The sequence below is a fragment of the Micromonospora sp. LZ37 genome, assembly GCF_059359015.1.
Genome location: NZ_JCADBL010000004.1, coordinates 17,320 through 40,939 on the forward strand (window position 1 = coordinate 17,320; position 23,620 = coordinate 40,939).

A 23,620-nucleotide genomic window follows, 5' to 3' on the forward strand; every position below is an offset into this window, starting at 1 on the left:
GGTCCCGCGTCACGGGTTCCCGGAGGCGAGTGGGGGCGCGGAGGCGAGCATGACCGAGCACAAGGTTCCGGCGGAGACGGTCGACGGCGGATCCGTGCCCGACTCCGCCGTGGGTGGGCCCTCCCCGGACCGGCCCGCCGGTGGGTCGTCCGCCGAGACGCCGCCCGCCGACAGCCGGCCGTCCGCCTCCGGCCCGACGCCGTCCGCCGTCGACGCGCCGTCGGCCGGCCTGCTCGCCCGGGCCCGCGCGAGCGTCGCCACGGTCACCGCGCCGCCCGAGGGCGACGCCCGGCCGGCGGCCCCCGCCACCGCCACGACCTACCGCGCGGGCGCCTCGTCCACCGACACCTCCGGTGCCGACGCGGACGGGTCCGGCGGCGCGGACGACCCGGGCGGCCCGGTTCGCGCCCAGTCCGACCCGGCGCGCGCCCAGGCCGTACCCGGACAGCGGTCGTCGGCCCGGGCCAGCGCCGTCGTGCCGGGGTTGAGCCGGATCTCCGCCGAGGAGGCCGCCGCCGGAGCCGCGGCGGGCGCGGTGGCACGGGCCGGTGCCGGCGCGGCCACCGTCTACCGGTCGACGCCGGTCAACCCCGAGCCGCCCGAGCCCGCCCAGCCCCCGGAGCCGGCCAAGCCACCCACCCCGCCCACCCCCGAACCCGAACCGGCACCCGAGCCGGCCCCGCATCCAGTCCCGCCCGCGCCGGTGCCGGAACCCCCGGCACCCGGCCCGTTCCCCGCGCCGGTGCCGCCGCTGCCCGGCCCGCCACCCGGCCCCCGGCCCACCCCGCCGCCCGGTCCGGTCCCACCGGTCCCCGGACCTCCGGTGCCGCCACCCGGCCCGCCGGTGCCCCCGCCTCCGCCACCGCCCGGTCCGATGCCGGCACCGCCCTTCCCACCGCCCCCGGCCATGCCCGGCGGGACCAGCCTCTCCGCGCCGCCGGCCGGCACCGCACCCAGCTCCGCGCCGCCGTTCCGGGCCTCGGCCCAGGTCAGCGCCCCGGCCGCCGGTGCGCCGCCGTTCGGGGCTGTCGCTCCGACCTCCGCCCCACCGTTCCGGGCAGCCGCCCCGGTCAGCGCCCCGCCGGCCGTCACGCCGCCGTTCCGCGCCGCGGCTCCGGTGAGCGCCCCGCCCGCCGCCCCACCGGCCCCACCGGCCTCGGCGCCCCCGGCCGTCACCCCGCCGCCGCCCGCCAGCCCCGCCGCGACGGTCTCCGCCCCGCCGGTCGTGCCGGCGCCGGCCCTGCCGGCCTGGCCGCCGTCCAGCACGGCCGACCACTCCGCTCCCGGGAAGGCCGCCGCGCCGCGGGGCACCCCGTACCGGGGTGGCCAGGACCTGGCCAGCACCGCGTACGGCGGCACCGACGGCCCGGGCTACTCGACCGTCTCCTTCCCGGCCGGCAACCCGCTGGAGAACTCCGGCTCCCTGACCGGGCACATCCTCGCCCAGGGCTGGGCCGACACGCCCACCCAGCGCTCCAACACCACCCGGGTGGTGTTGGTGCTGGCCGCGTCCCTCGGGCTGCTCGTGGCGATCAGCGTGCTGGTCGTGCTGGTCGCCAACGACGCCATGGACGGGCTGGTGGGCAACGTCCTCAACAGCTGAGCCGGGGCCGGTCCGGCCTCCGGCGGCGGCCACCGGACGGCGTCGGGTCGGGGTGAGCCCGCCCACTACCCCGTCGTGGTCGGCTGGCGGCGTCGCCGGAGCGCCGTACACTGGGTCTGATCACTGACCTGGCGCGCGTGGCGCGCGCCCATGGGCGATCTTGCGGGCGATTCGGCGGCGTACAGCTGCGGCGGGCCATCGCGAAGATGCGCCCCGCTCGAAAGGCATTTCTTGACCACCTCCACTGATCCCGGCACCATTCCGTCCGCCCTCGACCTGCCGGTCGAGGACGCTCCCACCGCCGACGTCAGCTTCGCCGACCTGGGTCTGCCCCAGCCGCTGGTCGCCGCGCTCGCCCGGCAGGGCATCACCGCCCCGTTCGAGATCCAGCGGGCCACCGTGCCGGACGCCCTGGCGGGCCGGGACGTGCTCGGCCGGGGCCAGACCGGCTCCGGCAAGACGCTCGCCTTCGGGCTGCCGCTGATCGGCCGGCTCGCCGAGCGCAACCGGGCCCGGCCGCTGCACCCGCGGGCCCTGGTCCTGGTCCCCACCCGGGAACTCGCCATGCAGGTCAACGACGCGCTCATGCCGCTCGGCAAGGCCGTCGGGATCTTCCTCAAGACGGCCGTCGGCGGCGTGCCGTACGACCGGCAGATCGACGCGCTGCGCCGCGGCGTGGAGATCGTCGTGGCCACCCCGGGGCGGCTCGGCGACCTCATCTCCCGGGGCGTGTGCAACCTCGACGACGTCGAGGTGACCGTCCTCGACGAGGCCGACCAGATGGCCGACATGGGCTTCCTGCCCGAGGTCACCGAGCTGCTGGCGAAGACGCCGGCCGGCTCGCAGCGGCTGCTCTTCTCGGCCACCCTGGACGGTGACGTGGACGCGCTGGTCAAGCGGTTCATGACCGACCCGGTCACCCACTCGACCGCACCCTCCACCGCCTCGGTGTCCACCATGGACCACCACATGCTGCTGATCCCGCCGCACGAGAAGTTCGCCGTGGCGGCCTCGATCGCGGCGCGGGACGGCCGGACCATGGTCTTCGCCCGCACCCAGCTCGGCGTGGACCGGCTGGTCGAGCAGCTGGCCGCGGTCGGCGTACGGGCCGGTGGCCTGCACGGTGGCAAGACCCAGCGGATGCGTACCAAGACCCTGGCCGAGTTCCGCGAGGGCCGGATGAACGTGCTGGTCGCCACCGACGTGGCCGCCCGGGGCATCCACGTCGACGGGGTCACCCTGGTGCTGCACGTGGACCCGCCGAAGGACCCGAAGGACTACCTGCACCGCGCGGGTCGTACCGCCCGGGCGGGCGAGTCGGGCGCGGTGGCCACGCTGGTGCTGCCCAAGCAGCGTCGCACCACCCTGGCCATGCTGGAGAAGGCCGGCGTCGCGCCGGCCGAGAGCCGGGTCCGGGCCGGCGACGCCGCGCTCACCGAACTGACCGGCGCCCGCGAGCCCAGCGGCGTCCCGGTGCGGGAGGAGCCCGAGCCGCGCCAGCGCCGCTCCGGTGACCGGGACGGTCGTCGCTTCGGCGACCGTCCCACCGGCGAGCGCCGCTACGGCGACCGCCAGCAGTCGTACGGCGACCGCCGTTTCGGTGACCGCGACGCGCGCGGCGAGCGGTCCTTCGACCGGCCCGAGCGGCGCTTCGACAGCCGGCCGACCGGCGACCGGAGCTTCGGCGACCGTTCGCAGGGCGACTCTCGCGACGGTCGCTCCGGCGAGCGGCGCTTCGCCGGCCGTGGCGACCGTCCCACCGGCGAGCGGACCTACGGCGACCGGCCGACCGGCGAGCGGACCTACGCCGACCGGCCGACCGGCGAGCGGCGCTACGCCGACCGCCCGACCGGCGAGCGGACCTACGGGGATCGGTCGCAGGGTGAGCGGCGCTTCGACGGCCGGGCCGACCGCCCGACCGGTGACCGGGGCTTCGGCGACCGGGGCCACCGGGGCTTCGCCGATCGGGCCGAGCGTCCGGGCGGCGATCGCTTCGGCGACCGGGACACGTCCCGGGGCGGCGAGCGCCGCTTCGGTGACCGGGACACCCGGGGCGGGCAGTCCTTCGGCGACCGCCCGCAGGGCGAGCGGCGCTTCGGCGCGCCCGCCGGTGACCAGCGCGGCACCGACCGCCGGGGCGGGTTCCGTCCGGAGGGCCGGGTCCGCGACGACCGGCCGCGCGACGACCGGCGTGGCTTCGGCGGCCGGCCGCCGGCGCGTACCCACTGATCCACGCGACACCTGATCGACGCGACACCCGGAACGCCGTCGCGGAGCCCACGCTCCGCGGCGGCGTTTCCGCATGCGCTGCCGGTGTCGGTCGGGTCGCGTAGCGTCCGACCCATGCCGAGGTCACTCTTCTGGAGTCGGACGGACACCGCCGGCGCCGAGCACGCCGTCCTCGACGACGGCCCCGGATTCGCCGCTCGCGGCACCCAACTCGCCGTGGACCCGATCGCCTACACCTGCCGCTACCGGTTGGCCACCGGGCCGGACGGGGCCGTCACCTCGCTGGAGGTGGAGGCCGAGGGGGCGGGCTGGTCGCGCCGCGTCCGCCTGGAGCACGGCGCGGGCCGCTGGCGGGTGACCACCGGCGAGCAGGGTGACCTGGACGCGGCGCTGCGGGCCGCCGGCCAGCCGCCGGCCGGCCTGCCGGGCGTCGAGGACCCGGACCGGTTGCACGACGCCCTCGACGTCGACCTGGGCGGTTCCCCGCTCTTCAACAGCCTGCCGGTGCGCCGGCTCGGGCTGGCCGCCGCGCCGGCCGACCTGCCCCGCACGGTCACCGTGGCCTGGGTGCTGGTGCCGAGCCTGGAGGTCGTGCCCGCCCGGCAGGTCTACACGCCCCTGGGGCCGCACCGGGTCCGGTACTCCAGCGACAGCTTCCGCGCCGAGCTGGAGCTGGACGACGACGGCCTGGTGCTGCGCTACCCGGGTCTGGCCGAGCGGGTGGACGCCCGCTGAGAGCCCCGGGCGGGCGACGGCCCGGTGGTCAGGCCGGCCAGGCCCCGGTGGCGAGGAAGCGCTCGACGGTGTCCAGGTGCGGGGCCAGCTCCATGCCCTGCCGGGCCACCCACTCGTCGTCGTAGTAGGTGTCGGCGTACCGGTCGCCGGCGTCGCAGATCAGGGTGACCACCGAGCCGGTCCGCCCCTCGGCGAGCATCTCGGCGATCAGCCCGAACGCGCCCCAGAGGTTGGTGCCGGTGGAGCCCCCGACCCGGCGGCCCAGCACGGCCGAGCCGGCGCGCATGGCGGCCAGCGAGGCCGCGTCGGGGACCTGCGTCATCCGGTCCACCACCGAGGGCAGGAAGGACGGCTCGACGGTGGGGCGGCCGATCCCCTCGATCCGGGAGCCCCGGCCGGTGCGGGCGGTCCAGTCGGCGGCCAGCCAGGCCGGGTAGAACGCGGAGTTCTCCGGGTCCACCACGCAGAGCTTGGTGGGCAGCCGCCGGTAGCGGGCGTACCGGCCGATGGTGGCGCTGGTGCCGCCGGTGCCGGCGCCGACCACGACCCAGGCGGGGATCGGGTGCCGCTCCAGGGAGAGCTGCGCGTAGATCGACTCGGCGATGTTGTTGTTGCCCCGCCAGTCGGTGGCCCGTTCGGCGTAGGTGAACTGGTCCATGAAGTGCCCGCCGCTGTCCTCGGCGAGCCAGCGCGCCTCGATCACCACCTTGGCCGGGTCGTCGACCAGGTGGCAGCGACCGCCGTGGAACTCGATCTGGGCGATCTTCTCCGGCGAGGTCGAGGCGGGCATCACCGCGATGAAGGGCAGCCCCAGCATCCGCGCGAAGTACGCCTCGGAGACCGCGGTGGAGCCGGACGACGCCTCGATCACCGTGGTGTCCGGGCCGATCCATCCGTTACAGAGCCCGTAGAGGAAGAGCGAGCGGGCCAGCCGGTGCTTGAGCGAGCCGGTGGGGTGCACCGACTCGTCCTTGAGGTAGAGGTCGATCCCCCAGGTCCGGGGCAGCGGGAAGGGCAGCAGGTGGGTGTCGGCGGAGCGGTTGGCGTCCGCCTCGACCGTGGCGATCGCCTCGGTCACCCACGTCCGGCTGGCCTCGTCGCACCGGTCGAGATGAGTCACGCCGGCAACGTTACAAGCGAGGTCAGCTCTGGTCCGGGCCGACCCGGCGGCGCTGGCGGCGCTGCCCGAACCGGCCGGCGGCCCGGACCAGCGGGGTGAGTGCGAGCGCCAGCCGGGGCAGCGCGTCGAGCAGCCGTACCTGGGCGCCGCGCCAGCGCGGCAGGCTGACCACCGGCCGGGGCCGGCGGGCCAGTCGGGCGGCGCGCGCGGCGACCCGCTCCGGCGTCAGCATCGTCCCGGTGAAGGAGGCCAGCGCGCCGGGGTCGTCGAGCCGGTCGTGCAGCATCGGCGTCCAGATCCCGTCCGGGCACAGGCACGACACGTGTACGTCCGCCAGGCCGGCCGTCCGCAGGTCGGCGAGGGTGCCGAGGCTGAACGCGAGCAGCGCGTGCTTGCTGGCCGAGTAGACGGTCTCACCCGGGGCGGCGATCAGGCCGGCGAGGGAGACGACGTTGAGCACGTGGCCGTGCCCCTGGCCGCGCATCACCGCCAGGGCCGCCAGGGTGCCGGTCATCGCGCCGAGGGCGTTCACCTCGACCACCCGCCGCCGGGTCGCCGCGTCGTGCGTCCAGGACGGGCCGGTGACCAGGATGCCGGCGTTGTTCACCCAGAGCCCGAGGCCACCCCGGCCGGCCGCCTCGGCGGCCACCTCGGCGCAGGCCGCCTCGTCGCGCACGTCCAGGCCCCGCGACCAGCCACCCAGCGGCGAGGCGGCGGCAGCGGCCGCGTCGGCGTCGAGGTCGGTCAGGAGTACGGGCCAGCCGTCGGCGTGCAGCGCGGCGGCGATCGCCCGACCGAGGCCGCCGCCCGCGCCGGTCACCACGGCGGTCCCACTCGCTGGCGTCGTCACCGCCGCAAGGTAGCCCCCCGGCCCACCGGTACGGAAGGGGCGGTCGTGACCCCTGTTGCGGTCAGGCGGGTGGCTCGGCGGGTTGGGGGCGGTTCTCCCACTTGGTCGACAGGGCGATGCCGGTGCGGGTGGAGGCGACGCCCGGGGTCCGGTTGAGTCGGACGATCAGCTGCTCCAGCTCGGCGATGGTGCCGACCCGCGCCTTGAGCATGAACGACTCGACGCCGGCCATGAAGTAGCAGGACTCGATCTCGGGCATCACCCGGAACGCCTCCAGCACGTCGTCGGTGTCCCCGCCGGAGTCCTCGACGATGCCGATCAGCGCGGTCACGCCCAGCCCGATCGCCTCGGGCTCCACGTCCGCCCGGTACGCCCGGATGACGCCGCTGGATTCGAGCTTGCCGACCCGCTCGTGCACGGCCGGCGCGGAGAGGCCGACCTGCCGGGCGAGTTCGGCGTACGACAGGCGGGCGTTGCCGCGCAGCAGCTCGACGAGGCTCAGGTCGATGGCGTCCACGGAGTGTGACCTTAGCTGGCCGGGCGTAACGTCCGACGCTCGGCACCCGTTGAACATCACGCAGTGTCACAGTTCCCAGACTGACGGTGAAAGGAGTCCGGCGCCGGTACCATTTACTAACTTCCCACTCAGTGCGTTTTTCGCGTTTGGCGGACAGGCCAGGTCGCTGGTGCTGTAATTGCCATACGTCCCTCATGACGGCTCTGGGCTCGCACCGGCCGGGGGCAGTGTGTTCAGCCGGGGGCTTCGTCGACGCGAGGAGGGGGCTGTGGACACTGGAGATCGCCTGCTGACACCGGGTGAGGTCGCCGCGCTGTTTCGGGTTGACCCGAAGACTGTGACGCGCTGGGCGGCGGCTGGCCGGATAGGCAGCATCCGGACTCCAGGCGGGCATCGCCGGTTTCGGGAATCCGAGGTGCGGGCCCTGCTGGAAGGGGAGGGCATGCTGGACGAGGCGGAGGACATGGGCAAGCCACGCAATGTGGGCCCGGCCGCCTCGACCGGGCCGGGTCCGGCCAACGCCGGGATGTACTGAATGGTGCGAACGGGTACGCGGACCGGCCGTCAGGACCGGTCCGCCTCCGTCTGAGCGGAGCGGCCGGGCTCAGGAACGGTCGGCGGCGAGCTGCCCCGACCAGCGCCGGAACAACGTGTGCGGCACGCCGAGGGCGTCGAGCACCTTGCCGGCCACGAAGTCGACCAACTGCCCGGCGGTGGCGTTCGCCCCGGCGCCGTAGAAGCCCGGGCTCGCCGGCAGCACCACCGCACCGGCGTCGTGCAGCGCGAGCAGGTGTTCCAGGTGGCTGCGGGTCACCGGGGTCTCCCGGGGCACCAGCACCACCGGCCGCCGCTCCTTCAGGTTCACCTCGGCGGCCCGCTGCAACAGGTCCTTGGAGAGGCCGATCGCGATCCCGGCGCAGGCCGCCGTGCTCGCCGGCACCACCGCCATCCCCCGTACCCGGTAGGAGCCGCTGCTCGGCCCGGCGGCCAGGTCGCCGGCCGGCCAGTGCCGCACGTCGGCGCCGGTGAGGTCCCGGCCCAGCCAGGCGGCCAGGTCCTCGGCCCAGTGGCCGTCCCGGAACGGCCGGCCGGTCTCGTCGAGGACGGTCAGCCGGGCCGCCCGGGAGACGATCAGGTCCACCGGTTCACCCGCGTCGAGCAGCCCACGGACGACGGCCGCCGCGTACGGCGTGCCGGACGCCCCGGAGACTCCGACCACCCATGGTTCGCGCATGCCGTCCAGCCTGCCTGGTGGCCGCCCGGCCCCGGCCGCCGGCCCCCCGGACGGCGGGTGCCCCGTGCCGCCGGGTCGCCGCCGTACCGTGACCGCCGGGGACCCCGACCGGGGCGGCGCCGCCGGTACGGACCTGACATGCTGCCGTCGGCGACCCGCGCCGGCACGGGAAGGATCGGGCATGGTCGAAGGCGTCCTCTGGTCGCTCCGGTCCGCCTGTCCGATCCCGCCCCGGCTCTCCCCGCACGCGGACGCGGTGCAGGAGTGGCTGGTGGACCGGCTGCCCCGGTGGGGTCTGCCGGTGGACGTCGACGCCGTGCGCCGAGCCGGTTTCGCCCGGTACGCCGGCCGGCTCTACCCGGACGCCACCGAGCCGGACCTGCGGACCCTGACCGCCCTGTTCACCTGGTTCTTCCTGGTCGACGACGCCTGCGAGGGCGGGCTCGGCCCGGCGCGGTTACGCGCGTTGCGGAACGGGACGCTGAGCCTGCTGCACGAGGGGCCGCGCCGGCGGCATCCGGGCCTCGACGGACCGCTGCGCCGGTTGCTGGTGGAGGCGTGGCGGGCGCCGCGCCGCCGGATGCCGGCGCGCTGGCGGGTGCGGTTCGCCGACGCGGTCGCCCACCACCTGGACGGGGCGTGGCGGGAGTCGACGGCCCGGACGGCCGGTCGGGTGCCCGGGGTGGCCGAGTACGTCGAGCTGCGCCGGGCCACCTCGGCGGCGTACGTCTCGTACCCGCTGATCGAGTTCGCCACCGGCCGGCCGCTCCCGGACCCGGTCTACCACCATCCGCTGCTGCGCCGGCTCGGCGATCTCGGCAACGACCTGCTCTCCTGGTACAACGACCTGGCCTCGCTGGACCGGGACCGGTCCAGCTCCGGCGGGCACAACCTGGTGCTGGCGGTCGCCGCCGAGCGGGGCGTACCCGTGGAGGCCGCCGTGGCGGTGGTGGCCGAGCGGTGGCGGGAGTCGATGGCGCGGTTCGTGGCGCTGCGCGCGACCGTACCGTCGTTCGGTCCGGCGCTGGACGAGTCGGTCGCCACCCACCTCGACGGGGTCGCGAACGCCGTCCGCGGCACCGTCGACTGGACCCTGGAGTCCGCCCGCTACCCCGCCGGTTAGGGGCGCAGGCCGAGCCGGATCACCAGGTCGAGCAGGGCGAAGGCGAAGAGCGCGATGCCGACGAACCCGTTGGCGGTGAAGAACGCCCGATTGACCTTGCTCAGGTCGGTGGGGGTGACCACCAGGTGCTGGTAGCCGAAGGCGACCGCGGTGAGCGCCAGCCCGATCCACCAGAGCCAGCCGAAGCCGAGCAGCGCGCCGAACCACACGAAGAGCGCGAAGGTGACCACGTGCGCGACGGTGGAGGCGTGCAGCGCGAAGCGCAGCCCGTAGCGGGCCGGGACGCTGTGCACGCCGATCTCACGGTCGACGTCGGCGTCCTGGCAGGCGTAGATCAGGTCGAATCCGCCGATCCAGAGCCCCACCGCGGCGCCGAGCAGCCAGGCCGGCCAGGAGCCGTCGAGGGTGCCGGTGACGGCGAGCCAGGCGCCGACCGGCCCGACCGCCTGGGCGATCGCCAGGATGGCGTGCGGCCAGTTGGTGAACCGCTTGCCGTAGGGGTAGACGACCAGCGGGATCACCGCCAGCGGCGCGAGCACCAGGCAGAGCGGGTTGAGCAGGGCGGCGGCGGCGAGGAAGACGACCAGGGCGACGGCCGCGCCGGTCCAGGCCGTCCGCACGCTCACCGCCCCGGTGACCAGTTCCCGGTTCGCGGTACGCGGGTTCCGCGCGTCGATCCGCCGGTCCAGGATCCGGTTGGCGGCCATCGCGAACGTCCGCGCGCCGACCATCGCCACGGTGATCAGCAGCAGGTCGAGCCAGCGCACCCGCCCGCCGGTGACCTGCATGGCGGTCAGCGCCGACAGGTACGCGAAGGGCAGCGCGAACACCGAGTGCTCGATCGCGACCAGCTTGAGGAAGGACTTCACCCGGCCCGGCTTCTCGGCCGGCGCGTCGAGGACGGCCATCAGATCCCGTACTCCTTCCAGCGCTTGTCGACCAGGGAGGTGACCTCCGGGGACATGGTCATCTCCTCCGGCCAGCCCCGGGTGTAACCCTCGGCGGGCAGCTTGCGGGTGGCGTCGACGCCGGCCTTGCCGCCCCAGAACTGCTGGTACGACGAGTGGTCGAGGTGGTCCACCGGGCCCTCGGTGAGCAGCAGGTCCCGGGCGTAGTCGACGTTGCCGAAGGCGCGGAAGGCGACCTCGTTGTAGTCGTGCACGTCGCAGTCCTCGTCGACGATCACGATCAGCTTGGTCAGCGACATCAGGTGCGCGCCCCAGATCGCGTTCATCACCTTCTGCGCGTGCTTCGGGTAGCGCTTGCGGATGGACACGATCGCGCAGTTGTGGAACACCCCGGCGGCCGGCAGGTCGTAGTCGACGATGTCCGGGATCAGCAGCTTGAGCAGCGGCTGGAAGATCCGCTCGGTGGCCTTGCCGAGACCGTGGTCCTCCTGCGGCGGCTTGGAGGTGACGATCGAGTGGTAGACCGGCTCACGCTGCATGGTCATCGCCTCGATGTGCAGCACCGGGAACGGCTCGACCGGGGTGTAGTAGCCGGTGTGGTCGCCGAACGGGCCCTCGGGCAGCCGCTCGCCGGGCTCCAGGTAGCCCTCCAGCACGATCTGGGCGTGCGCGGGGACCTGCAACGGCACGGTCAGGCAGTCGACCATCTCGACCCGCTCGCCGCGCAGGAACCCGGCGAACAGGTACTCGTCGATGTCGCCGGGCAGCGGCGCGGAGGCGGCGTACGAGACGACCGGGTCGCAGCCGATCGCGACCGCCACCGGCAGCCGCTGGCCGAGCCGCTCGGCGACCGCGTGGTGGGCGGTGGAGTCCTTGTGGATCTGCCAGTGCATGCCGAGGGTGTTGCGGCCGTGCTGCTGGAGCCGGTAGAGGCCCAGGTTCCGCTTGCCGGTCTCCGGGTGCTTGGTGTGGGTCAGCCCGTAGTTGTGGAAGATCCCGCCGTCGCCGGGCCAGACCTGGAGGCCGGGCAGCTTGTTGAGGTCGACGTCGTCGCCGCGGTAGACCACCTGCTGGCAGGGGGCCGTCTTCACCTTGCGCGGCGGCACCGACTTGAGCTGCATGACCTTGCCCAGCCCCTCCCGGATGCCGGACCAGCCGACCGGCAGCTCGGGCTTGACCAGCGCGCCGATCCGGTCGCCGATCTCGTCGAGCGAGTCGACGCCGAGCGCCATCGCCATCCGCTTCTCGGTGCCGAACAGGTTGATCGCCACCGGCATCTCGCCGCGGGTGGGATGCTCGAAGAGCAGCGCCGGACCACCCGCGCGGACCGTCCGGGTGACGATCTCGCTGATCTCCAGGGTGGGGTCGACGGGGACGCTCACCCGCCGCAGCTCACCCGCGCGCTCCAGCGCCGCGAGAAAGTCCTTCAGATCGGTGTACGGGAAGCCACGAGCCGCCATGCCGCCCAGTCTCCCGCACCGGGTGCGGCGACGACGACTCCGGGTGGTGTGAGCCGAGGCATCGGCGCCTGACGCCCCGGCTCACCCCCGGCCCTCGAATCCGGGCCTCAGGCGACGGCCACGTCCATCACCAAGGCACTGGCCCGGGCGAAGGTCTGCCGGAACTCCTTGAGTGGCGCGTACTCCGGCGAGTGGTAGAAGTCCAGCACCGCCTGCTTGTCGGGGAATTCGAGGACCACCGCGATGGCGGGCTTGTGGTCGCTCTCCAGCACGACAGGGTCGGTGTCCCGGGCCACCGGACGAGTCGAAGCATGAAGGGCTTCGTTCACCCGACGCGCGAGGACCTCCGCATCGACTCGGTGCTGGAGGCGCTGGCCAACCCGATCCGCCTCCGGATCATCAAGCGGCTGGCCGGCGGCGAGGAGCTCACCTGTTCCACGACGCTGCCGGACGTCTCTCCCTCGACCGCCAGCCACCACTGGCGGGTCCTGCGCGAGGGCGGCGTGCTCTGGGCCCGGCGGGAAGGCCGCATCATCCTGCACACCCTGCGCCGGGAAGACCTCGACGCCCGGTTTCCCGGCCTCCTGGACTCGGTCCTCGCGGCCGTCCACGACGGTCCGGCACCCACCCGCTGACCGCACCCGGGACGCCACTTCCTGCCGCCTCGGTCCACGGCGCTGCACGAACGCTTCCTCGGCCGGGCCGCACCCCGCGCAACCCGACTGCCGCAGCTCCCAACTTGATCGCCAAACGCGCAACCGGCCCAACTACTAGATCTTGGACAGTTCCTGTCAGGCGCTGACGGAAACTGTCCAAGATCTGTGATGAGCGGCAGGCTCGGGTGCTGGTTGCGGGCAGCGAGCTGCGCGAGGGTTGCCGCATGTCGGACGCGTCCGTTGTCGACGACACGGACGGGCTGTCGCCGCTACAGGCCGAGCTGCGGGACGCCGTCGCCCGCGAACTGCATGCCCAGCTCGCACTGCGGTCGGAACGGACCGAGCTGGTCGACGTGCCGGAGGTCTCCTACCTGGCCGCCCGCAGGTCAGAGGCCGCCGTAGGAGTGCAGGCCCTCGAAGAAGATGTTCACGCCGAACAGGTTCATCAGCACGGTGAGGAAGCCCAGCACGGCGAGCCAGGTCGCCACGTTCCGCTTCACGCTCGGCGTGGCCCGCGCGTGCAGGTAGCCGGCGTAGACCACCCAGGAGATGAACGCCCAGGTCTCCTTCGGGTCCCAGCCCCACGGCCGACCCCAGGCCGCCTCGGCCCAGATCGCCCCGGCGATCACCGCGAAGGTGAAGATCGGGAAGGAGAAGGCGTGCAGCACGAAGGTCAGCCGCTCCAGCGCCGCCGCCGCCGGCATCCGCTTGGCCAGGGTGTACGGGAAGCTCCGCTTGCCCTTCTCGTAGCCGGCCCGCATCAGGTACGCCACCGCTGGCACCACGCCCAGCAGGAAGATGCCCGAGGAGAAGACGATCGTCGAGACGTGGACGATGAACCAGTACGAGTCGAGCGCGGGGACCAAGGGCACGATCGGCACGTAGAGCACCAGCTCGGCGGTCGCCACCAGCAGCACCATCACCAGGGTCAGGAAGAGCCCGAGGCGGCGCAGGGACGGCCGCTTCCAGAGCACCACCAGCCAGGCGGCGACGCCGATGAACGAGACCGTCAGCACGAACTCGTACATGTTGCCCCAGGGCATCCGGTCGGCGGCGATGCCGTGCGTGACCAGCGCCGCGAGGTGCAGCAGGGCGGCCAGGACGGTCGCCCCGACGGCGGCCCGGCCGGCCAGCAGGGCCCGGTGCGCGGTGCGCTCGGCCCGGCTCGTGCCGGGCCCGGCCGGCGCCACCGGCGTTCCGCCGCCGCTCGCTCCGACGCCGGCGCCAACCAGCTCGCGGGCGGGCGCCGCCACGGTAGCGCGGGAGTTGCCGAGGGCGTACTCGACGGCGTGGCTGATCATCGCGATCAGGTACGCCAGGATCGCGAACGTCACCAGCTGGTCGGAGAGTGCGGACATCACTCGGCTCCTTCTCGCGCTCCGGCCGGATCGCCCGCGCCGTGCTCGGCGCCGGCCCGATCGTCACCGCTGACCGCGGCGACGAGCTGCGCGAACTCGTCGGCGAACCCGGGGTGGTCGGTGCGCGGCAGGCCACCGGCCTCAACCAAACTACTACCGGCCGTCGGAGATCCACCTGTGGGGTCCGCGGCACCGGCCGGGAGCAGCCGGAAGAAGACCCGGCGACGCCGGCCGAAGAGCGAGCCCATCAGGCCGACCAGCAGCGCCACGGAGCTGACCAGCAGCGGCGTCGAGCCGGGGTCGTACCGGACGGAGATGGTGATGTACTGCTCGCTGCCCACGAACTCGACCCGGCTGCCGTCGTCCAGCGTCCAGGTCTCCCCCTTCTTCAGCAGCTTCGTGCCGACCTCGGTGAGCTTGCCGGACCGCACCTGCCGCTGGTCCAGCTCGTAGATCGAGCCGGGGATGCCGGCGTCCAGCCCCAGGTTGCCCCGGTACGCCACCAGGTTCAGCGCGGGGTTGCGCTCGGTGGGGTACTCGGAGCGGGCGTACGGCGGCGAGTCGGGCGCGGTCGGCAGGTAGAGGCCGGAGAAGGCCACCTGGAGGTTCGGGTCCCGCCGGCCGGTCGCCGGGTCGACGTTGGCGTCCGGGAAGGCGGCCAGGCCCTCGCTGGTCAGTCCGATGTCGCCGGTGGTCAGGAACGGCACCGTGCTGGTCTGGCTGCTGCCGAACCTGTCGGTGTAGCGGATCACCGGGGCGTAGCCGTGACCGAGCAGGTAGACGTTGGCGCCGTCGAGCCGCAGCGGCGAGTTGACCGAGAAGTCGGCCTGCTGCCGCTCGCGGCCGGTCTGGTCGAATTCGGTCACCGTGGCGTTGAAGAACTCCGGCTGGCCGGACTCGAGGAACCGGGCCTGGAACTCGTCCAGCCGCAGGCAGAAGTCGGGCAGGTCCTCGCTGCCCACGCGCGGGCCGAACGTCGACTCGGCGTACTGCTGCTGCGTGTTGCAGAAGGCGTTGTCCGCCCCCGCCACCAGCAGCTTGTTGCCGTTCCAGCCGTACCAGGAGCCGAGCGCGACGCCGACCAGCACCACCACCATCGAGGCGTGGAAGAGCACGTTGCCGGTCTCCTTGAGGTAGCCCTTCTCGGCGGAGACCTCGTCACCCCGGACCACCACCCGCCAGCGCCGGCGGCGCAGCGCCTCGGCGATCGCCGCCGCTCCACCGGCCGGCGCTGCCAGCACCGTGTGCTGCGGCAGCCGGTCCAGCCGCTTCGGCACGACCGGCGGCTTCGCCCGCAGCGCCCGGACGTGCTCACGCAGCCGGGGGGTGATGCACCCGATCAACGAGGTGAAGAGCAGCACGTAGATCGCGGAGAACCAGATCGAGCCGAACGCCTCGAACGCGCCGATCCGGTCCAGCACCGGGGCCAGGTCGGGGTGCGCGGTGAAGAAGTCCCGGACGTCCTCGGGGTTGACCCCGCGCTGGGGCAGCACCGAGCCGGGGATGGCGGCGACCGCGAGCAGGAAGAGCAGCACCAGCGCGGTACGCATGCTGGTGAGCTGCCGCCACGAGTTGCGCAGCAGCGCCAGCACCGGGTTGGGCCGACGCCGGGGCGCCTTGGCCGGCGGGGCCGGCCGCTCGTCCACGACGGTCATCAGATGCTCACCTCACCCACCCCGACGGTGGTCTGCAACCAGATCACGACGTTGGTCCACCCGCCGGTGACCAGCGCGAGGCCGATCACGATCAGCAGGGCGCCACCGACCCGGGTGACCCAGCGGCTGTTGCGCCGGACGGCGCGGAAGACCCCGAGCAGGCGCTGGAAGCCCAGCCCGAAGGCGACGAACGGTATCCCCAGCCCCAGGCAGTACGCCACGGCCAGCACCACCGCGCGGTCGGTCTGCCCGCCCACGGCGGCCATCCCGATCACCGCGCCGAGCGTCGGACCGACGCAGGGCACCCAGCTGAGCGCGAAGACCGCGCCGAAGACCGGCGCGCCGAGCAGCCCGGCGGAGGGCAGCCGGGAGATCCGGAACTCCCGTTCCATCCCCGGCACCAGCCCCACGTAGCCCAGCCCCAGCACGACGATCAGCGCGCCGATGACGATCTCCAGCGTGCGCTCGTACTCGAAGAAGACCTTGCCGACGCTGGCGAAGAGGATCGCGGTGGCGGTGAAGACGACGGTGAAGCCGCCGATGAAGAGCATCGTCCCGGCGAGCACCCGGCCCTTGACGGCGGCCCGCTCGGTCCGTTCGAGCACCGCCACCCCGCCACCGGCGGCGGCGTCGTCGGCCGGGGGCGCCGGGCGGCGGCCCTCCAGGTCGGCGCCGGCCAGCCCGGTGACGTACGACAGGTAGCCCGGCACCAGCGGGAGCACGCACGGGGAGAGGAAGCTGACCAGCCCGGCCAGCGCCGCCGCGCCGATGGCGAGCAGCAGCGGGCCGGACTGGGCGAGTTCCCGGAACGTCTCGCCCATCAGCGCTGGCCGGTCGGCGCGGGCGACTCCGCGGCGATCCGCTCGACGATGGGCTGGAGGCCGTCCTGCTTGACCGCCGCCCGGATGACCGCGGCGATCCGGCCCTCCCGGTCCAGCACGACGGTCGCCGGGATGGTGTTCGGCGGGATGTCCATGGCCAGCGCCAGCCGGCTCGGCGGGTCGAAGAGGCTCGGGTAGGTGACCCGGCCCTCCTCGAACGCCTTCGCCTTGTCCCGCTGGTCCTGGATGTTGATCCCCATGAAGGTCACCCCGGAGCCCTTGGTGGCCTGGTAGGTGTTCTCCAGGTCGTCCGCCTCGGCCCGGCACGGATTGCACCAGGAGCCCCAGAAGTTGAGCACCACGACCCGACCGCGGTCCGTCGCCACGTCGTAGCTGGCGCCGGTGAGCAGCTCACCGCTGATCTTCAGGGGTGCCGAGCGCTGGTCGGGGGTGCACTCGATGACACCGTCGGAGTTGGTGCCGCAGGTCTGCTCCCCGCTCGACGAGGAGCAGGCGGCCACCGTCACCGTGGTGACGGCGGCGAGCAGACCGGCGATCCACCTGCGGCTGTTCATTAGGCCCCCTTGGCTGTCCGGGCGGTCGCCGACATCGCGATGAGGTGGGCGGCGGGTTCGGTGTAGGCGATCCCGCTCACCTTCGCGCCGTCGAAGTGGAAGGAGGTGAGGCTCGCCAGGCCGCACTGCCGGCGGCGCGGGTCGTGCCAGAGCCGCTTGCGCTCGACGTAGCGGCGCAGCGTCCAGATGGGGAGCTGGTGGGAGACGAGCACCGCCTCGCGCCCCTCGGCGGCGACCCGGGCGGCCTGCAGGGCGGCGAACATCCGCTCCGCGATCGCCTGGTACGCCTCGCCCCAGGAGGGGGTGACCGGGTCGCGCAGCACCCACCAGTTGCGCGGGTCGCGGAACGAGCCGTCACCCGGCGAGACCTTCTTGCCCTCGAACCAGTTGGCGCTCTCGATCAGCCGCTCGTCCACCCCGACGGGCAGGCCGAACTGGGCGGCGATCGGCTCGGCGGTCTGCTGGGCGCGCTCCAGCGGGCTCGCCACCACGTGCACGATCTCCCGCTCGGCGAGGCCCTGGGCGGCCGCCTTGGCCATCTGCACGCCCAGCTCCGAGAGGCGGAAACCGGGCAGCCGCCCGTAGAGGATCTGGTCCGGGTTGTACACCTCGCCGTGCCGGAGCACGTGGACAATAGTGCTGCTCACCGCTACCTACCCCCCGTGACCGGCCGCTGCCGCCGCGTTCGCCGCCGCCGGAAGCGCGGCGGAGATCTGCTCCAGAGCGGCGTCGTCGATCGCCGCCGAGACGAACCACGACTCGAACGCGCTCGGCGGCAGGTAGACGCCGGCAGCGAGCATCGCGTGGAAGAACGCCTTGAACGCGGGCACCTGCTGGGTGCGGGCGCTGTCGTAGTCGACCACGTCGGCGTCGGTGAAGAAGATCGAGAACATGTTGCCGGCGCACGAGAGCCGGTGCGGGACCCCGGCGGCGGCCAGCGCGTCGGCGGCGAGCTTGCCCACGACGGCGGCGGTGGAGTCCAGCCGACGGTAGAGCGCGTCGTCGGCGAGGCGCAGCGTGGCCAGGCCGGCGGCGCAGGCGAGGGGGTTACCGGAGAGGGTGCCGGCCTGGTAGACCGGGCCGGCCGGAGCCAGTCGCGACATGATCTCCGCGCGCCCGCCGAACGCCGCGGCCGGCAGCCCACCCCCCATGACCTTCCCGTACGTCCACAGGTCGGCGTCGGCAGCGTCGAGGCCGTGCCAGCCGGACCGGGAGACCCGGAACCCGGTCATCACCTCGTCGATGATGAGCAGCGCGCCGTGGGCGTGGGCGATCGCGGCGAGCCGGGAGTTGAAGCCGTCGCGGGGGGCCACCACGCCCATGTTGCCGGCGGCGGCCTCGGTGATGATCGCCGCGATGTGCGGTCCCTCGGCGGCGAAGACCTGCTCGACCGCCGTGATGTCGTTGTACGGCAGCACGATGGTGTCGCCGGCCGCCGCGCCGGTCACGCCGGGCGAGTCGGGCAGGCCGAGGGTGGCCACGCCGGAGCCGGCGGCGGCGAGCAGCGCGTCGGAGTGCCCGTGGTAGCAGCCGGCGAACTTGACGATCTTGGAGCGACCGGTGAAGCCGCGGGCCAGCCGGATCGCCGACATGGTCGCCTCGGTGCCGGAGTTGACCAGGCGGACCTGCTCGACCGGGGTACGCGCGACGATCTCGTCGGCCAGCTCCACCTCGCCCGGCGTCGGGGTGCCGAAGCTGGTGCCCCGGCCGGCCGCGTCGCGGATCGCCGCCACGACCTCCGGGTGGGCGTGGCCGAGGATCAGCGGCCCCCACGAGGAGACCAGGTCGACGTAGCGCCGGCCGTCGGCGTCGTACAGCCAGGGGCCCTCGCCCCGGACCATGAAGCGCGGGGTGCCACCGACGGCGCGGAAGGCGCGCACGGGGGAGTTCACCCCGCCCGGCACGATTGCCTTGGCGCGGTTGAACAGGGCCTCGGAGGCCGGCGCGTCGGCCGGGTAGCGGCCGGATCCGGCGGAAAAGATATCGGTCACGATGCCGCCATTGTGTCAGCGCCGGACCGGGAATCGGCAGCCACCCCGGCCTGGGGTTACCAGGCTCACCCCGGCACGCAGGACCGTCGTTGATCGCCTCACCGGGCCGGGTCACGGAGATCGCGATAGGCTGACGCGGTGGATCGTGCCGAACTGTCCATCACGGTACATCGGACGGGCGATGAAGCGGTGCTTCAGCTCGCCGGTGAGATCGACATGCTCACCGCCGCCCAACTGTCGACCGTCGTGAACGAGGTGCTCGTCGATCCCCCGCCGCGCATCGTGCTCGACATGGGCGGGGTCACCTTCTGCGACTCTCAGGGCCTGGGCACCCTGGTGGTGCTCAGCCGCAAGGCCAGTCACCTGCGGAGCCTGCTGATGCTGAGCAATGTCGGCGACTTTCTGCTCCGCGTCCTCGACATCACCGGCCTGCGCTCCGCCCTGATGATCCGCAACGAGACCGCCCCCTGACCCGTCGATCATGAAGTTGACGGCGGAGTGGATCTCCTCCGGTGCCGCCAACTCCATGATCGACCCGGGGCTCAGGGGGTGGGGAGGTCGCGGCGGCGGAGGGCGGCCAGGCCGGTGGTGGTCAGCAGGAGGGCCAGGGCGGTCAGGGTGAGCAGGGGCGTGGCGGCCCAGTCGTCGTGGAGCACCTGCGGGGTGTGGGTGAACGGGGAGAGGTCCATCAGCCACTGGCTGAGCTCCAGCACCGCGCCGACCTGGCCGAGCAGCACGCAGAGCGCGAGCGCCGCCCAGGCCACCCCGGCGAACCGGGGCAGCAGCCCGTACAGCAGCACCGCCAGGCCGGCCAGCACCCAGGCGGCCGGCACCTGGGCCAGGGCCACCCCGAGCATCCGGGGCAGCTGACCCGTCGCGTCCCCGACGCTCGCCCCGTAGGCCGCCCCGGTGGCGAGCCCGGCGACGGCGAGCACCACCACCGGCCCGACCAGCGCGAAGACCAGGTGCGAGGCGACCCAGCGGGACCGGCTCACCCCGGTGGCCAGCAGCGGCTCGGCCCCGCCGGCGGTCTCCTCCGAGCGCATCCGCAGCGCGGCCTGGATGCCGTAGCCGGCGGCGGCCAGCCCGACGAAGCCGAGGGTGGCACCGAGGTACGCCTCGGCGAGCGCGTCGGCGCCACCCAGCCGGGCCATGATCTCCGCCAGCTGGGCATTGCCCTCGACGGCCTTGCCGGCGGCCTCCGCCGCCCCGCCGAGGATCAGCCCGAGCAGGCCGAAGCCGACCGACCAGCCGAGCAGCTGCCCACGGTGCAGGCGCCAGGCGAGGCCGAGCGGTCCGGCGAGGGCCGGACCCGCGGCGGCCGGGCCGAGGCGGGGCGGCAGCACCCCGGCGCCGAGGTCCCGCCGCGCCGACACCGGGTACGCCACCACGGCGAGCAGCACGCTCAGCGCGACGGGCAGCGCCAGCACCCACCACTGCTCCCCGGCGAAGGCGCGCACGCGCGGCGCCCAGCCGAGCGGGGAGAGCCAGCTCAGCCAGTCCCGCTCCGCGGTGTCGCCGGCGAGCCGGAGCACGAAGGCCACGCCGAGCGCCGCCACCCCGATCCCCCGGGCGCCGCCCGCCGCCTCGGTGAGCTGGGCGGCCAGCCCGCCGACGGTGGCGAAGACCACACCGACCAGCGCGGCCGAGAGCCCGTACGCCAGCGACCCGGCCGCCGGCAGTCCGGTGGCGGCCAAGCCGGCCGCGGTGAGCAGGCCGAGCAGCAGGTTCGCCGCGTACGTCACGGCCAGCGCGGCGGTCAACCCGGCGTGCCGGCCCAGCACGGTGGCGCCGAGCAGCTCCCGCCGGCCGGCCTCCTCCTCGGTGCGGGTGTGCCGGATGACGGTCAGCAGGCTGGCCAGGCCGATGACCAGCGACAGGAAGCCGCCACGTTGGGCGGTGAGGGCACCGATGCTGTCGCCGTGGACGGGGCCGAGCAGCGCCACGATCGACGGGTTGCTGCCGGTGCCGGCCACGTACGCGGCCCGCTCGGCGGCGGTCGGGTAGAACTCGGCGAAGCTGGTGGCGTAGCTCATCGGCAGCAGAGCCAGCGGCAACACCCAGAGCGGCAGCAGGACGCGGTCCCGGCGCAGGATCAGCCGGACCAGGTGGCGGGTGCCGGCGAGGGCGCTCATCGGGTCGCCTCTTCCGCCGGCAGTCCGGCCGTCTCGTAGTGCCGCAGGAACAGCTCCTCCAGCGTGGGCGGCTGGCTGACCAGGCTGCGTACGCCCAGTTCGGTGAGGCGGCGCAGCGCGGCGTCCAGCGCGGCGGTGTCCACGTCGAAGCGCACCCGGTTGCCGTCCAGCCGGAGGTCGTGCACCCCGGCGAGGTCACCCAGGCCGTCCACCGGGCCGCTGAGCTCGGCGTCGATGGAGGTGCGGTGCAGGTGGCGCAGCTCGCCCAGGGTGCCGGTCTCCACGGTCCGGCCGTTGCGGATGATCGTCACGCGGTCGCAGAGCGCCTCCACCTCGGCGAGGATGTGGCTGGAGAGCAGGATCGTCCGGCCGTCCCGCCGGGCCCGTCCCACCCAGTGCTGGAAGACCTCCTCCATGAGCGGGTCCAGCCCCGAGGTGGGTTCGTCGAGGATGAGCAGTTCGACGTCGGAGGCGAGGGCGGCGACCAGGCCGACCTTCTGCCGGTTGCCCTTGGAGTAGGCCCGGCCCTTCTTGCGCGGGTCCAGCTCGAAGGAGTCGAGCAGCTCGGCGCGGCGCTTCGGGTCGAGCCCGCCGCGCATCCGGCCGAGCAGGTCGATCACCTCCCCGCCGGAGAGGTTGGGCCAGAGGGTGACGTCCCCGGGGACGTACGCCAGCCGGCGGTGCAGCGCGACCGCGTCCCGCCACGGGTCGCCGTCGAGGAGTCGGACGGCCCCCGCGTCCGCCCGCAGCAGTCCGAGCAGCACCCGGATGGTGGTCGACTTGCCGGCGCCGTTGGGGCCGAGGAAGCCGTGCACCTCACCGGCGCGGACGGTGAGGTCGAGACCGTCGAGCGCCCGGGTCCGGCCGAAGGTCTTGACCAGGCCGGTCACGGCAATGGGAGTTTCCATGCATCGGAAACTACACTCGTTTCACAAAGTTGTGAAGACTGTGAGACCTGGGGCACGATCAGATTTCGACCCGCAGTGAGGAGCGCCCGCAGATGACCGACGATCGCCGCCCCCGCCGCAACGAGGAGGAGATCCACCTCTTCGTCGAACGGATGGCGATGGCCTTCGCGGAGGTCGGGTTCCCCCGGATGGCGGCCCGGGTGCTCTTCGCCGTGATGAGCGCCGACGAGCCGCTGACCGCCGCCGAGATCGGCGAGCGGCTGGGGGTGAGCGCCGCGGCCGTCTCCGGGGCGGTCCGCTACCTGACCCAGTTCGGCATGCTGATCCGCGAGCCGGTGAAGGGCTCGCGACGGGACCGCTACCGGATGCCCGAAAACCCCTGGTACGAGGCAACGGTCACCAAGACCGGCCTCTACAAGAACTTCATCGACATCGCCGGCGGCGGCGTCGACGCGCTGCACGGCCGGGAGACCCCCGCGGGCGAGCGGGTCGCCGAGATGCGCGATTTCTTCGTCTTCGTCCAGGAGGAGATCGACGCGCTCGGCGAGCGCTGGCGGGCCCGGCGGGCGGCCAACGGCCACCAGGGCTGAGAGCTACGTCAACAGGTTCGCTCGAGGCGTGGGCGTCGGTCGGCCAGCGGTGGTTGTGCGGGCTTCCCATGACCGGAAAATCCCACGCCTGTCTGCCAGCCCCACCCGCCTAGGATCGGGGCCATGCCCCTGACCGCGGACGACGTCGACCGGTTCGAGGCCGCCCGGCACCGCCTGGAGACCATCGCCTACCGCCTCCTCGGCTCCGCCGCGGAGGCCGAGGACGCCGTGCAGGAGACGTTCCTGCGCTGGCAGGCCGCCGACGTCGACCGCATCGAGGTCCCCGAGGCCTGGCTCACGAAGGTGCTCACCAACCTGTGCCTCAGCCAGCTCACCTCCGCGCGGGCACGGCGCGAGACCTATGTGGGCCAGTGGCTTCCCGAGCCGCTGCTCGCCGGGGACCCGATGCTCGGCCCGGCCGACACCGCCGAGCAGCGCGAATCGGTCTCGTACGCGGTCCTCACCCTCATGGAGCGCCTCTCTCCCAAGGAGCGGGCGGTGTACGTGCTGCGGGAGGCCTTCGACTACCCGCACCGGGAGATCGCCGAGGTCCTCGACATCACCGAGGCCGCCAGTCAGCAGCTCTTCCATCGCGCCAGGAAGCACGTCGCGGACGGCAGGGCCCGCACCGAGATCGACGAGGCCGCCGCCCGGCGATTGGTCGAGGAGTTCCTCGCGGCCGCCACCAGCGGCCGGACCGAGCCGCTCGTGCGGCTGCTCACCGAGGACGCGATCTCGACCGGCGACGGGGGCGGGAAGGTCCCGGCCCGCGCCAAGGCGTTCGAGGGCGCCCCCGCGGTCGCGAAGTTCCTGCGGGGCCTGTTCAGACCCGGCGAGGCCAAGCGCGCCATCATCGGCGGCGCGCCGGAGGTCTACGCCTGGACCGCCAACGGCGACCCCGCCGTCGTGGCGGTCTTCGCCGGCCGGGTCGTCGGCGTCATGTGCCTGGAGGTCACCGCCGGGGGCATCGCCGCGTTCCGCAGCCAGGTCAACCCCGACAAGCTGGAGCGCGCGAGCGAGCGGTTCGCGGCCTCCGACCACGGGGAGCCGCTCTTCAAGGCCTTCTGACCCCTCGTGTGAGGTGCTTCACAACGCGTTCCTGTCAGGAAACGGCGGGTCGCCCGGTTCAAGTGGCGAACCCGCGTCAGACAG

24 protein-coding genes are annotated in these 23,620 nt (G+C 73.7%); 9 read left to right on the forward strand and 15 right to left on the reverse strand.

The genetic code is table 11. The features are described from left to right. Positions 1-49: 49 nt before the first annotated feature. The 3 genes from AC5L3Z_RS10115 (at position 50) to AC5L3Z_RS10125 (ending at position 4,567) form a co-directional block, all read left to right on the forward strand. Positions 50-1,603, forward strand: a complete 1,554-nt coding sequence (locus tag AC5L3Z_RS10115; RefSeq protein ID WP_494841307.1) for a hypothetical protein — start codon at positions 50-52, stop codon at positions 1,601-1,603. A 231-nt stretch (positions 1,604-1,834) separates the two neighbouring features. Further along, positions 1,835-3,832 carry a DEAD/DEAH box helicase gene (locus AC5L3Z_RS10120; protein ID WP_494841308.1) on the forward strand — a complete coding sequence of 666 codons (1,998 nt, stop codon included), beginning with the start codon at positions 1,835-1,837 and terminating at the stop codon, positions 3,830-3,832. A 114-nt stretch (positions 3,833-3,946) separates the two neighbouring features. Continuing rightward, positions 3,947-4,567, forward strand: a complete 621-nt coding sequence (locus AC5L3Z_RS10125; protein ID WP_494841309.1) for a putative glycolipid-binding domain-containing protein — start codon at positions 3,947-3,949, stop codon at positions 4,565-4,567. A gap of 28 nt (positions 4,568-4,595) precedes the next feature. Here the strand turns inward: AC5L3Z_RS10125 and cds1 are convergent, their stop codons facing one another. The 3 genes from cds1 to AC5L3Z_RS10140 form a co-directional block, all read right to left on the reverse strand. After that, positions 4,596-5,687 (reverse strand): L-cysteine desulfhydrase Cds1, encoded by a 1,092-nt coding sequence (cds1, locus tag AC5L3Z_RS10130; RefSeq protein WP_494841310.1) that lies wholly within the window; start codon positions 5,685-5,687, stop codon positions 4,596-4,598. Positions 5,688-5,709: 22 nt separating this feature from the next. Beyond that, the gene (locus AC5L3Z_RS10135) at positions 5,710-6,537 is read right to left on the reverse strand and encodes an SDR family NAD(P)-dependent oxidoreductase (protein WP_494841311.1); all 828 of its coding nucleotides are present in this window, start codon (positions 6,535-6,537) and stop codon (positions 5,710-5,712) included. A 61-nt stretch (positions 6,538-6,598) separates the two neighbouring features. Continuing rightward, positions 6,599-7,054 (reverse strand): Lrp/AsnC family transcriptional regulator, encoded by a 456-nt coding sequence (locus tag AC5L3Z_RS10140; RefSeq protein WP_334528859.1) that lies wholly within the window; start codon positions 7,052-7,054, stop codon positions 6,599-6,601. Between the two features lie 268 nt (positions 7,055-7,322). Here AC5L3Z_RS10140 and AC5L3Z_RS10145 point away from each other — a divergent pair, with 268 nt between their 5' ends. Beyond that, on the forward strand, positions 7,323-7,589 hold the full coding sequence (locus AC5L3Z_RS10145; protein ID WP_334452084.1) for a BldC family transcriptional regulator: 267 nt from the start codon (positions 7,323-7,325) through the stop codon (positions 7,587-7,589). 69 nt (positions 7,590-7,658) lie between these two features. On the opposite strand, the gene AC5L3Z_RS10150 is transcribed toward AC5L3Z_RS10145, so the two are convergent. Further along, on the reverse strand, positions 7,659-8,288 hold the full coding sequence (locus tag AC5L3Z_RS10150; RefSeq protein WP_494841312.1) for a UbiX family flavin prenyltransferase: 630 nt from the start codon (positions 8,286-8,288) through the stop codon (positions 7,659-7,661). 181 nt (positions 8,289-8,469) lie between these two features. Between AC5L3Z_RS10150 and AC5L3Z_RS10155 the strand changes: the two genes are divergently transcribed. Further along, on the forward strand, positions 8,470-9,411 hold the full coding sequence (locus AC5L3Z_RS10155) for a terpene synthase family protein (RefSeq protein ID WP_494841313.1): 942 nt from the start codon (positions 8,470-8,472) through the stop codon (positions 9,409-9,411). Here AC5L3Z_RS10155 and mqnP read toward each other — a convergent pair. The 3 genes from mqnP to AC5L3Z_RS10170 form a co-directional block, all read right to left on the reverse strand. After that, positions 9,408-10,319 carry a menaquinone biosynthesis prenyltransferase MqnP gene (mqnP, locus tag AC5L3Z_RS10160; RefSeq protein WP_494841314.1) on the reverse strand — a complete coding sequence of 304 codons (912 nt, stop codon included), beginning with the start codon at positions 10,317-10,319 and terminating at the stop codon, positions 9,408-9,410. The two genes, AC5L3Z_RS10155 and mqnP, sit on opposite strands and share 4 nt — an antisense overlap. Continuing rightward, positions 10,319-11,779 (reverse strand): menaquinone biosynthesis decarboxylase, encoded by a 1,461-nt coding sequence (locus tag AC5L3Z_RS10165; protein WP_334528871.1) that lies wholly within the window; start codon positions 11,777-11,779, stop codon positions 10,319-10,321. Before AC5L3Z_RS10165 ends, mqnP begins: the two co-directional genes overlap by 1 nt. A gap of 107 nt (positions 11,780-11,886) precedes the next feature. Continuing rightward, on the reverse strand, positions 11,887-12,075 hold the full coding sequence (locus AC5L3Z_RS10170; protein WP_494841315.1) for a DUF1330 domain-containing protein: 189 nt from the start codon (positions 12,073-12,075) through the stop codon (positions 11,887-11,889). Between the two features lie 15 nt (positions 12,076-12,090). Between AC5L3Z_RS10170 and AC5L3Z_RS10175 the strand changes: the two genes are divergently transcribed. Next, positions 12,091-12,414 carry an ArsR/SmtB family transcription factor gene (locus tag AC5L3Z_RS10175; RefSeq protein ID WP_494841316.1) on the forward strand — a complete coding sequence of 108 codons (324 nt, stop codon included), beginning with the start codon at positions 12,091-12,093 and terminating at the stop codon, positions 12,412-12,414. A 407-nt stretch (positions 12,415-12,821) separates the two neighbouring features. Here the strand turns inward: AC5L3Z_RS10175 and ccsB are convergent, their stop codons facing one another. Genes ccsB through hemL form a run of 6 tightly spaced genes read right to left on the reverse strand, consistent with a single transcriptional unit; the run spans position 12,822 to position 18,835 of the window. Further along, positions 12,822-13,793: a c-type cytochrome biogenesis protein CcsB gene (ccsB, locus tag AC5L3Z_RS10180; RefSeq protein ID WP_494841317.1), complete on the reverse strand. Its 972-nt coding sequence runs from the start codon at positions 13,791-13,793 to the stop codon at positions 12,822-12,824. After that, entirely contained in the window at positions 13,793-15,448 is a 1,656-nt protein-coding gene (gene resB / locus AC5L3Z_RS10185; RefSeq protein WP_494841318.1) for a cytochrome c biogenesis protein ResB, read from the reverse strand. Before resB ends, ccsB begins: the two co-directional genes overlap by 1 nt. Next, entirely contained in the window at positions 15,448-16,269 is an 822-nt protein-coding gene (locus tag AC5L3Z_RS10190; protein ID WP_494841319.1) for a cytochrome c biogenesis CcdA family protein, read from the reverse strand. The genes resB and AC5L3Z_RS10190 overlap by 1 nt, the downstream gene beginning before the upstream one ends. Beyond that, positions 16,269-16,844: a TlpA family protein disulfide reductase gene (locus AC5L3Z_RS10195; RefSeq protein WP_494841320.1), complete on the reverse strand. Its 576-nt coding sequence runs from the start codon at positions 16,842-16,844 to the stop codon at positions 16,269-16,271. The genes AC5L3Z_RS10190 and AC5L3Z_RS10195 overlap by 1 nt, the downstream gene beginning before the upstream one ends. Then, positions 16,844-17,491 carry a histidine phosphatase family protein gene (locus AC5L3Z_RS10200; RefSeq protein WP_334528891.1) on the reverse strand — a complete coding sequence of 216 codons (648 nt, stop codon included), beginning with the start codon at positions 17,489-17,491 and terminating at the stop codon, positions 16,844-16,846. The genes AC5L3Z_RS10195 and AC5L3Z_RS10200 overlap by 1 nt, the downstream gene beginning before the upstream one ends. Positions 17,492-17,497: 6 nt before the next feature. After that, on the reverse strand, positions 17,498-18,835 hold the full coding sequence (gene hemL, locus AC5L3Z_RS10205; RefSeq protein WP_494841321.1) for a glutamate-1-semialdehyde 2,1-aminomutase: 1,338 nt from the start codon (positions 18,833-18,835) through the stop codon (positions 17,498-17,500). A gap of 138 nt (positions 18,836-18,973) precedes the next feature. Between hemL and AC5L3Z_RS10210 the strand changes: the two genes are divergently transcribed. Then, the gene (locus AC5L3Z_RS10210) at positions 18,974-19,306 is read left to right on the forward strand and encodes an STAS domain-containing protein (protein ID WP_494841322.1); all 333 of its coding nucleotides are present in this window, start codon (positions 18,974-18,976) and stop codon (positions 19,304-19,306) included. Between the two features lie 71 nt (positions 19,307-19,377). Here the strand turns inward: AC5L3Z_RS10210 and AC5L3Z_RS10215 are convergent, their stop codons facing one another. Continuing rightward, complete coding sequence (locus AC5L3Z_RS10215; RefSeq protein WP_494841323.1) at positions 19,378-20,970, reverse strand: ABC transporter permease; 1,593 nt, start codon at positions 20,968-20,970, stop codon at positions 19,378-19,380. After that, entirely contained in the window at positions 20,967-21,878 is a 912-nt protein-coding gene (locus AC5L3Z_RS10220) for an ABC transporter ATP-binding protein (RefSeq protein ID WP_494841324.1), read from the reverse strand. Before AC5L3Z_RS10220 ends, AC5L3Z_RS10215 begins: the two co-directional genes overlap by 4 nt. 92 nt (positions 21,879-21,970) lie before the next feature. Between AC5L3Z_RS10220 and AC5L3Z_RS10225 the strand changes: the two genes are divergently transcribed. Then, entirely contained in the window at positions 21,971-22,468 is a 498-nt protein-coding gene (locus tag AC5L3Z_RS10225) for a GbsR/MarR family transcriptional regulator (RefSeq protein ID WP_494841325.1), read from the forward strand. 123 nt (positions 22,469-22,591) lie between these two features. Further along, complete coding sequence (sigJ, locus tag AC5L3Z_RS10230) at positions 22,592-23,536, forward strand: RNA polymerase sigma factor SigJ (RefSeq protein WP_494841326.1); 945 nt, start codon at positions 22,592-22,594, stop codon at positions 23,534-23,536. Positions 23,537-23,620 lie beyond the last annotated feature (84 nt).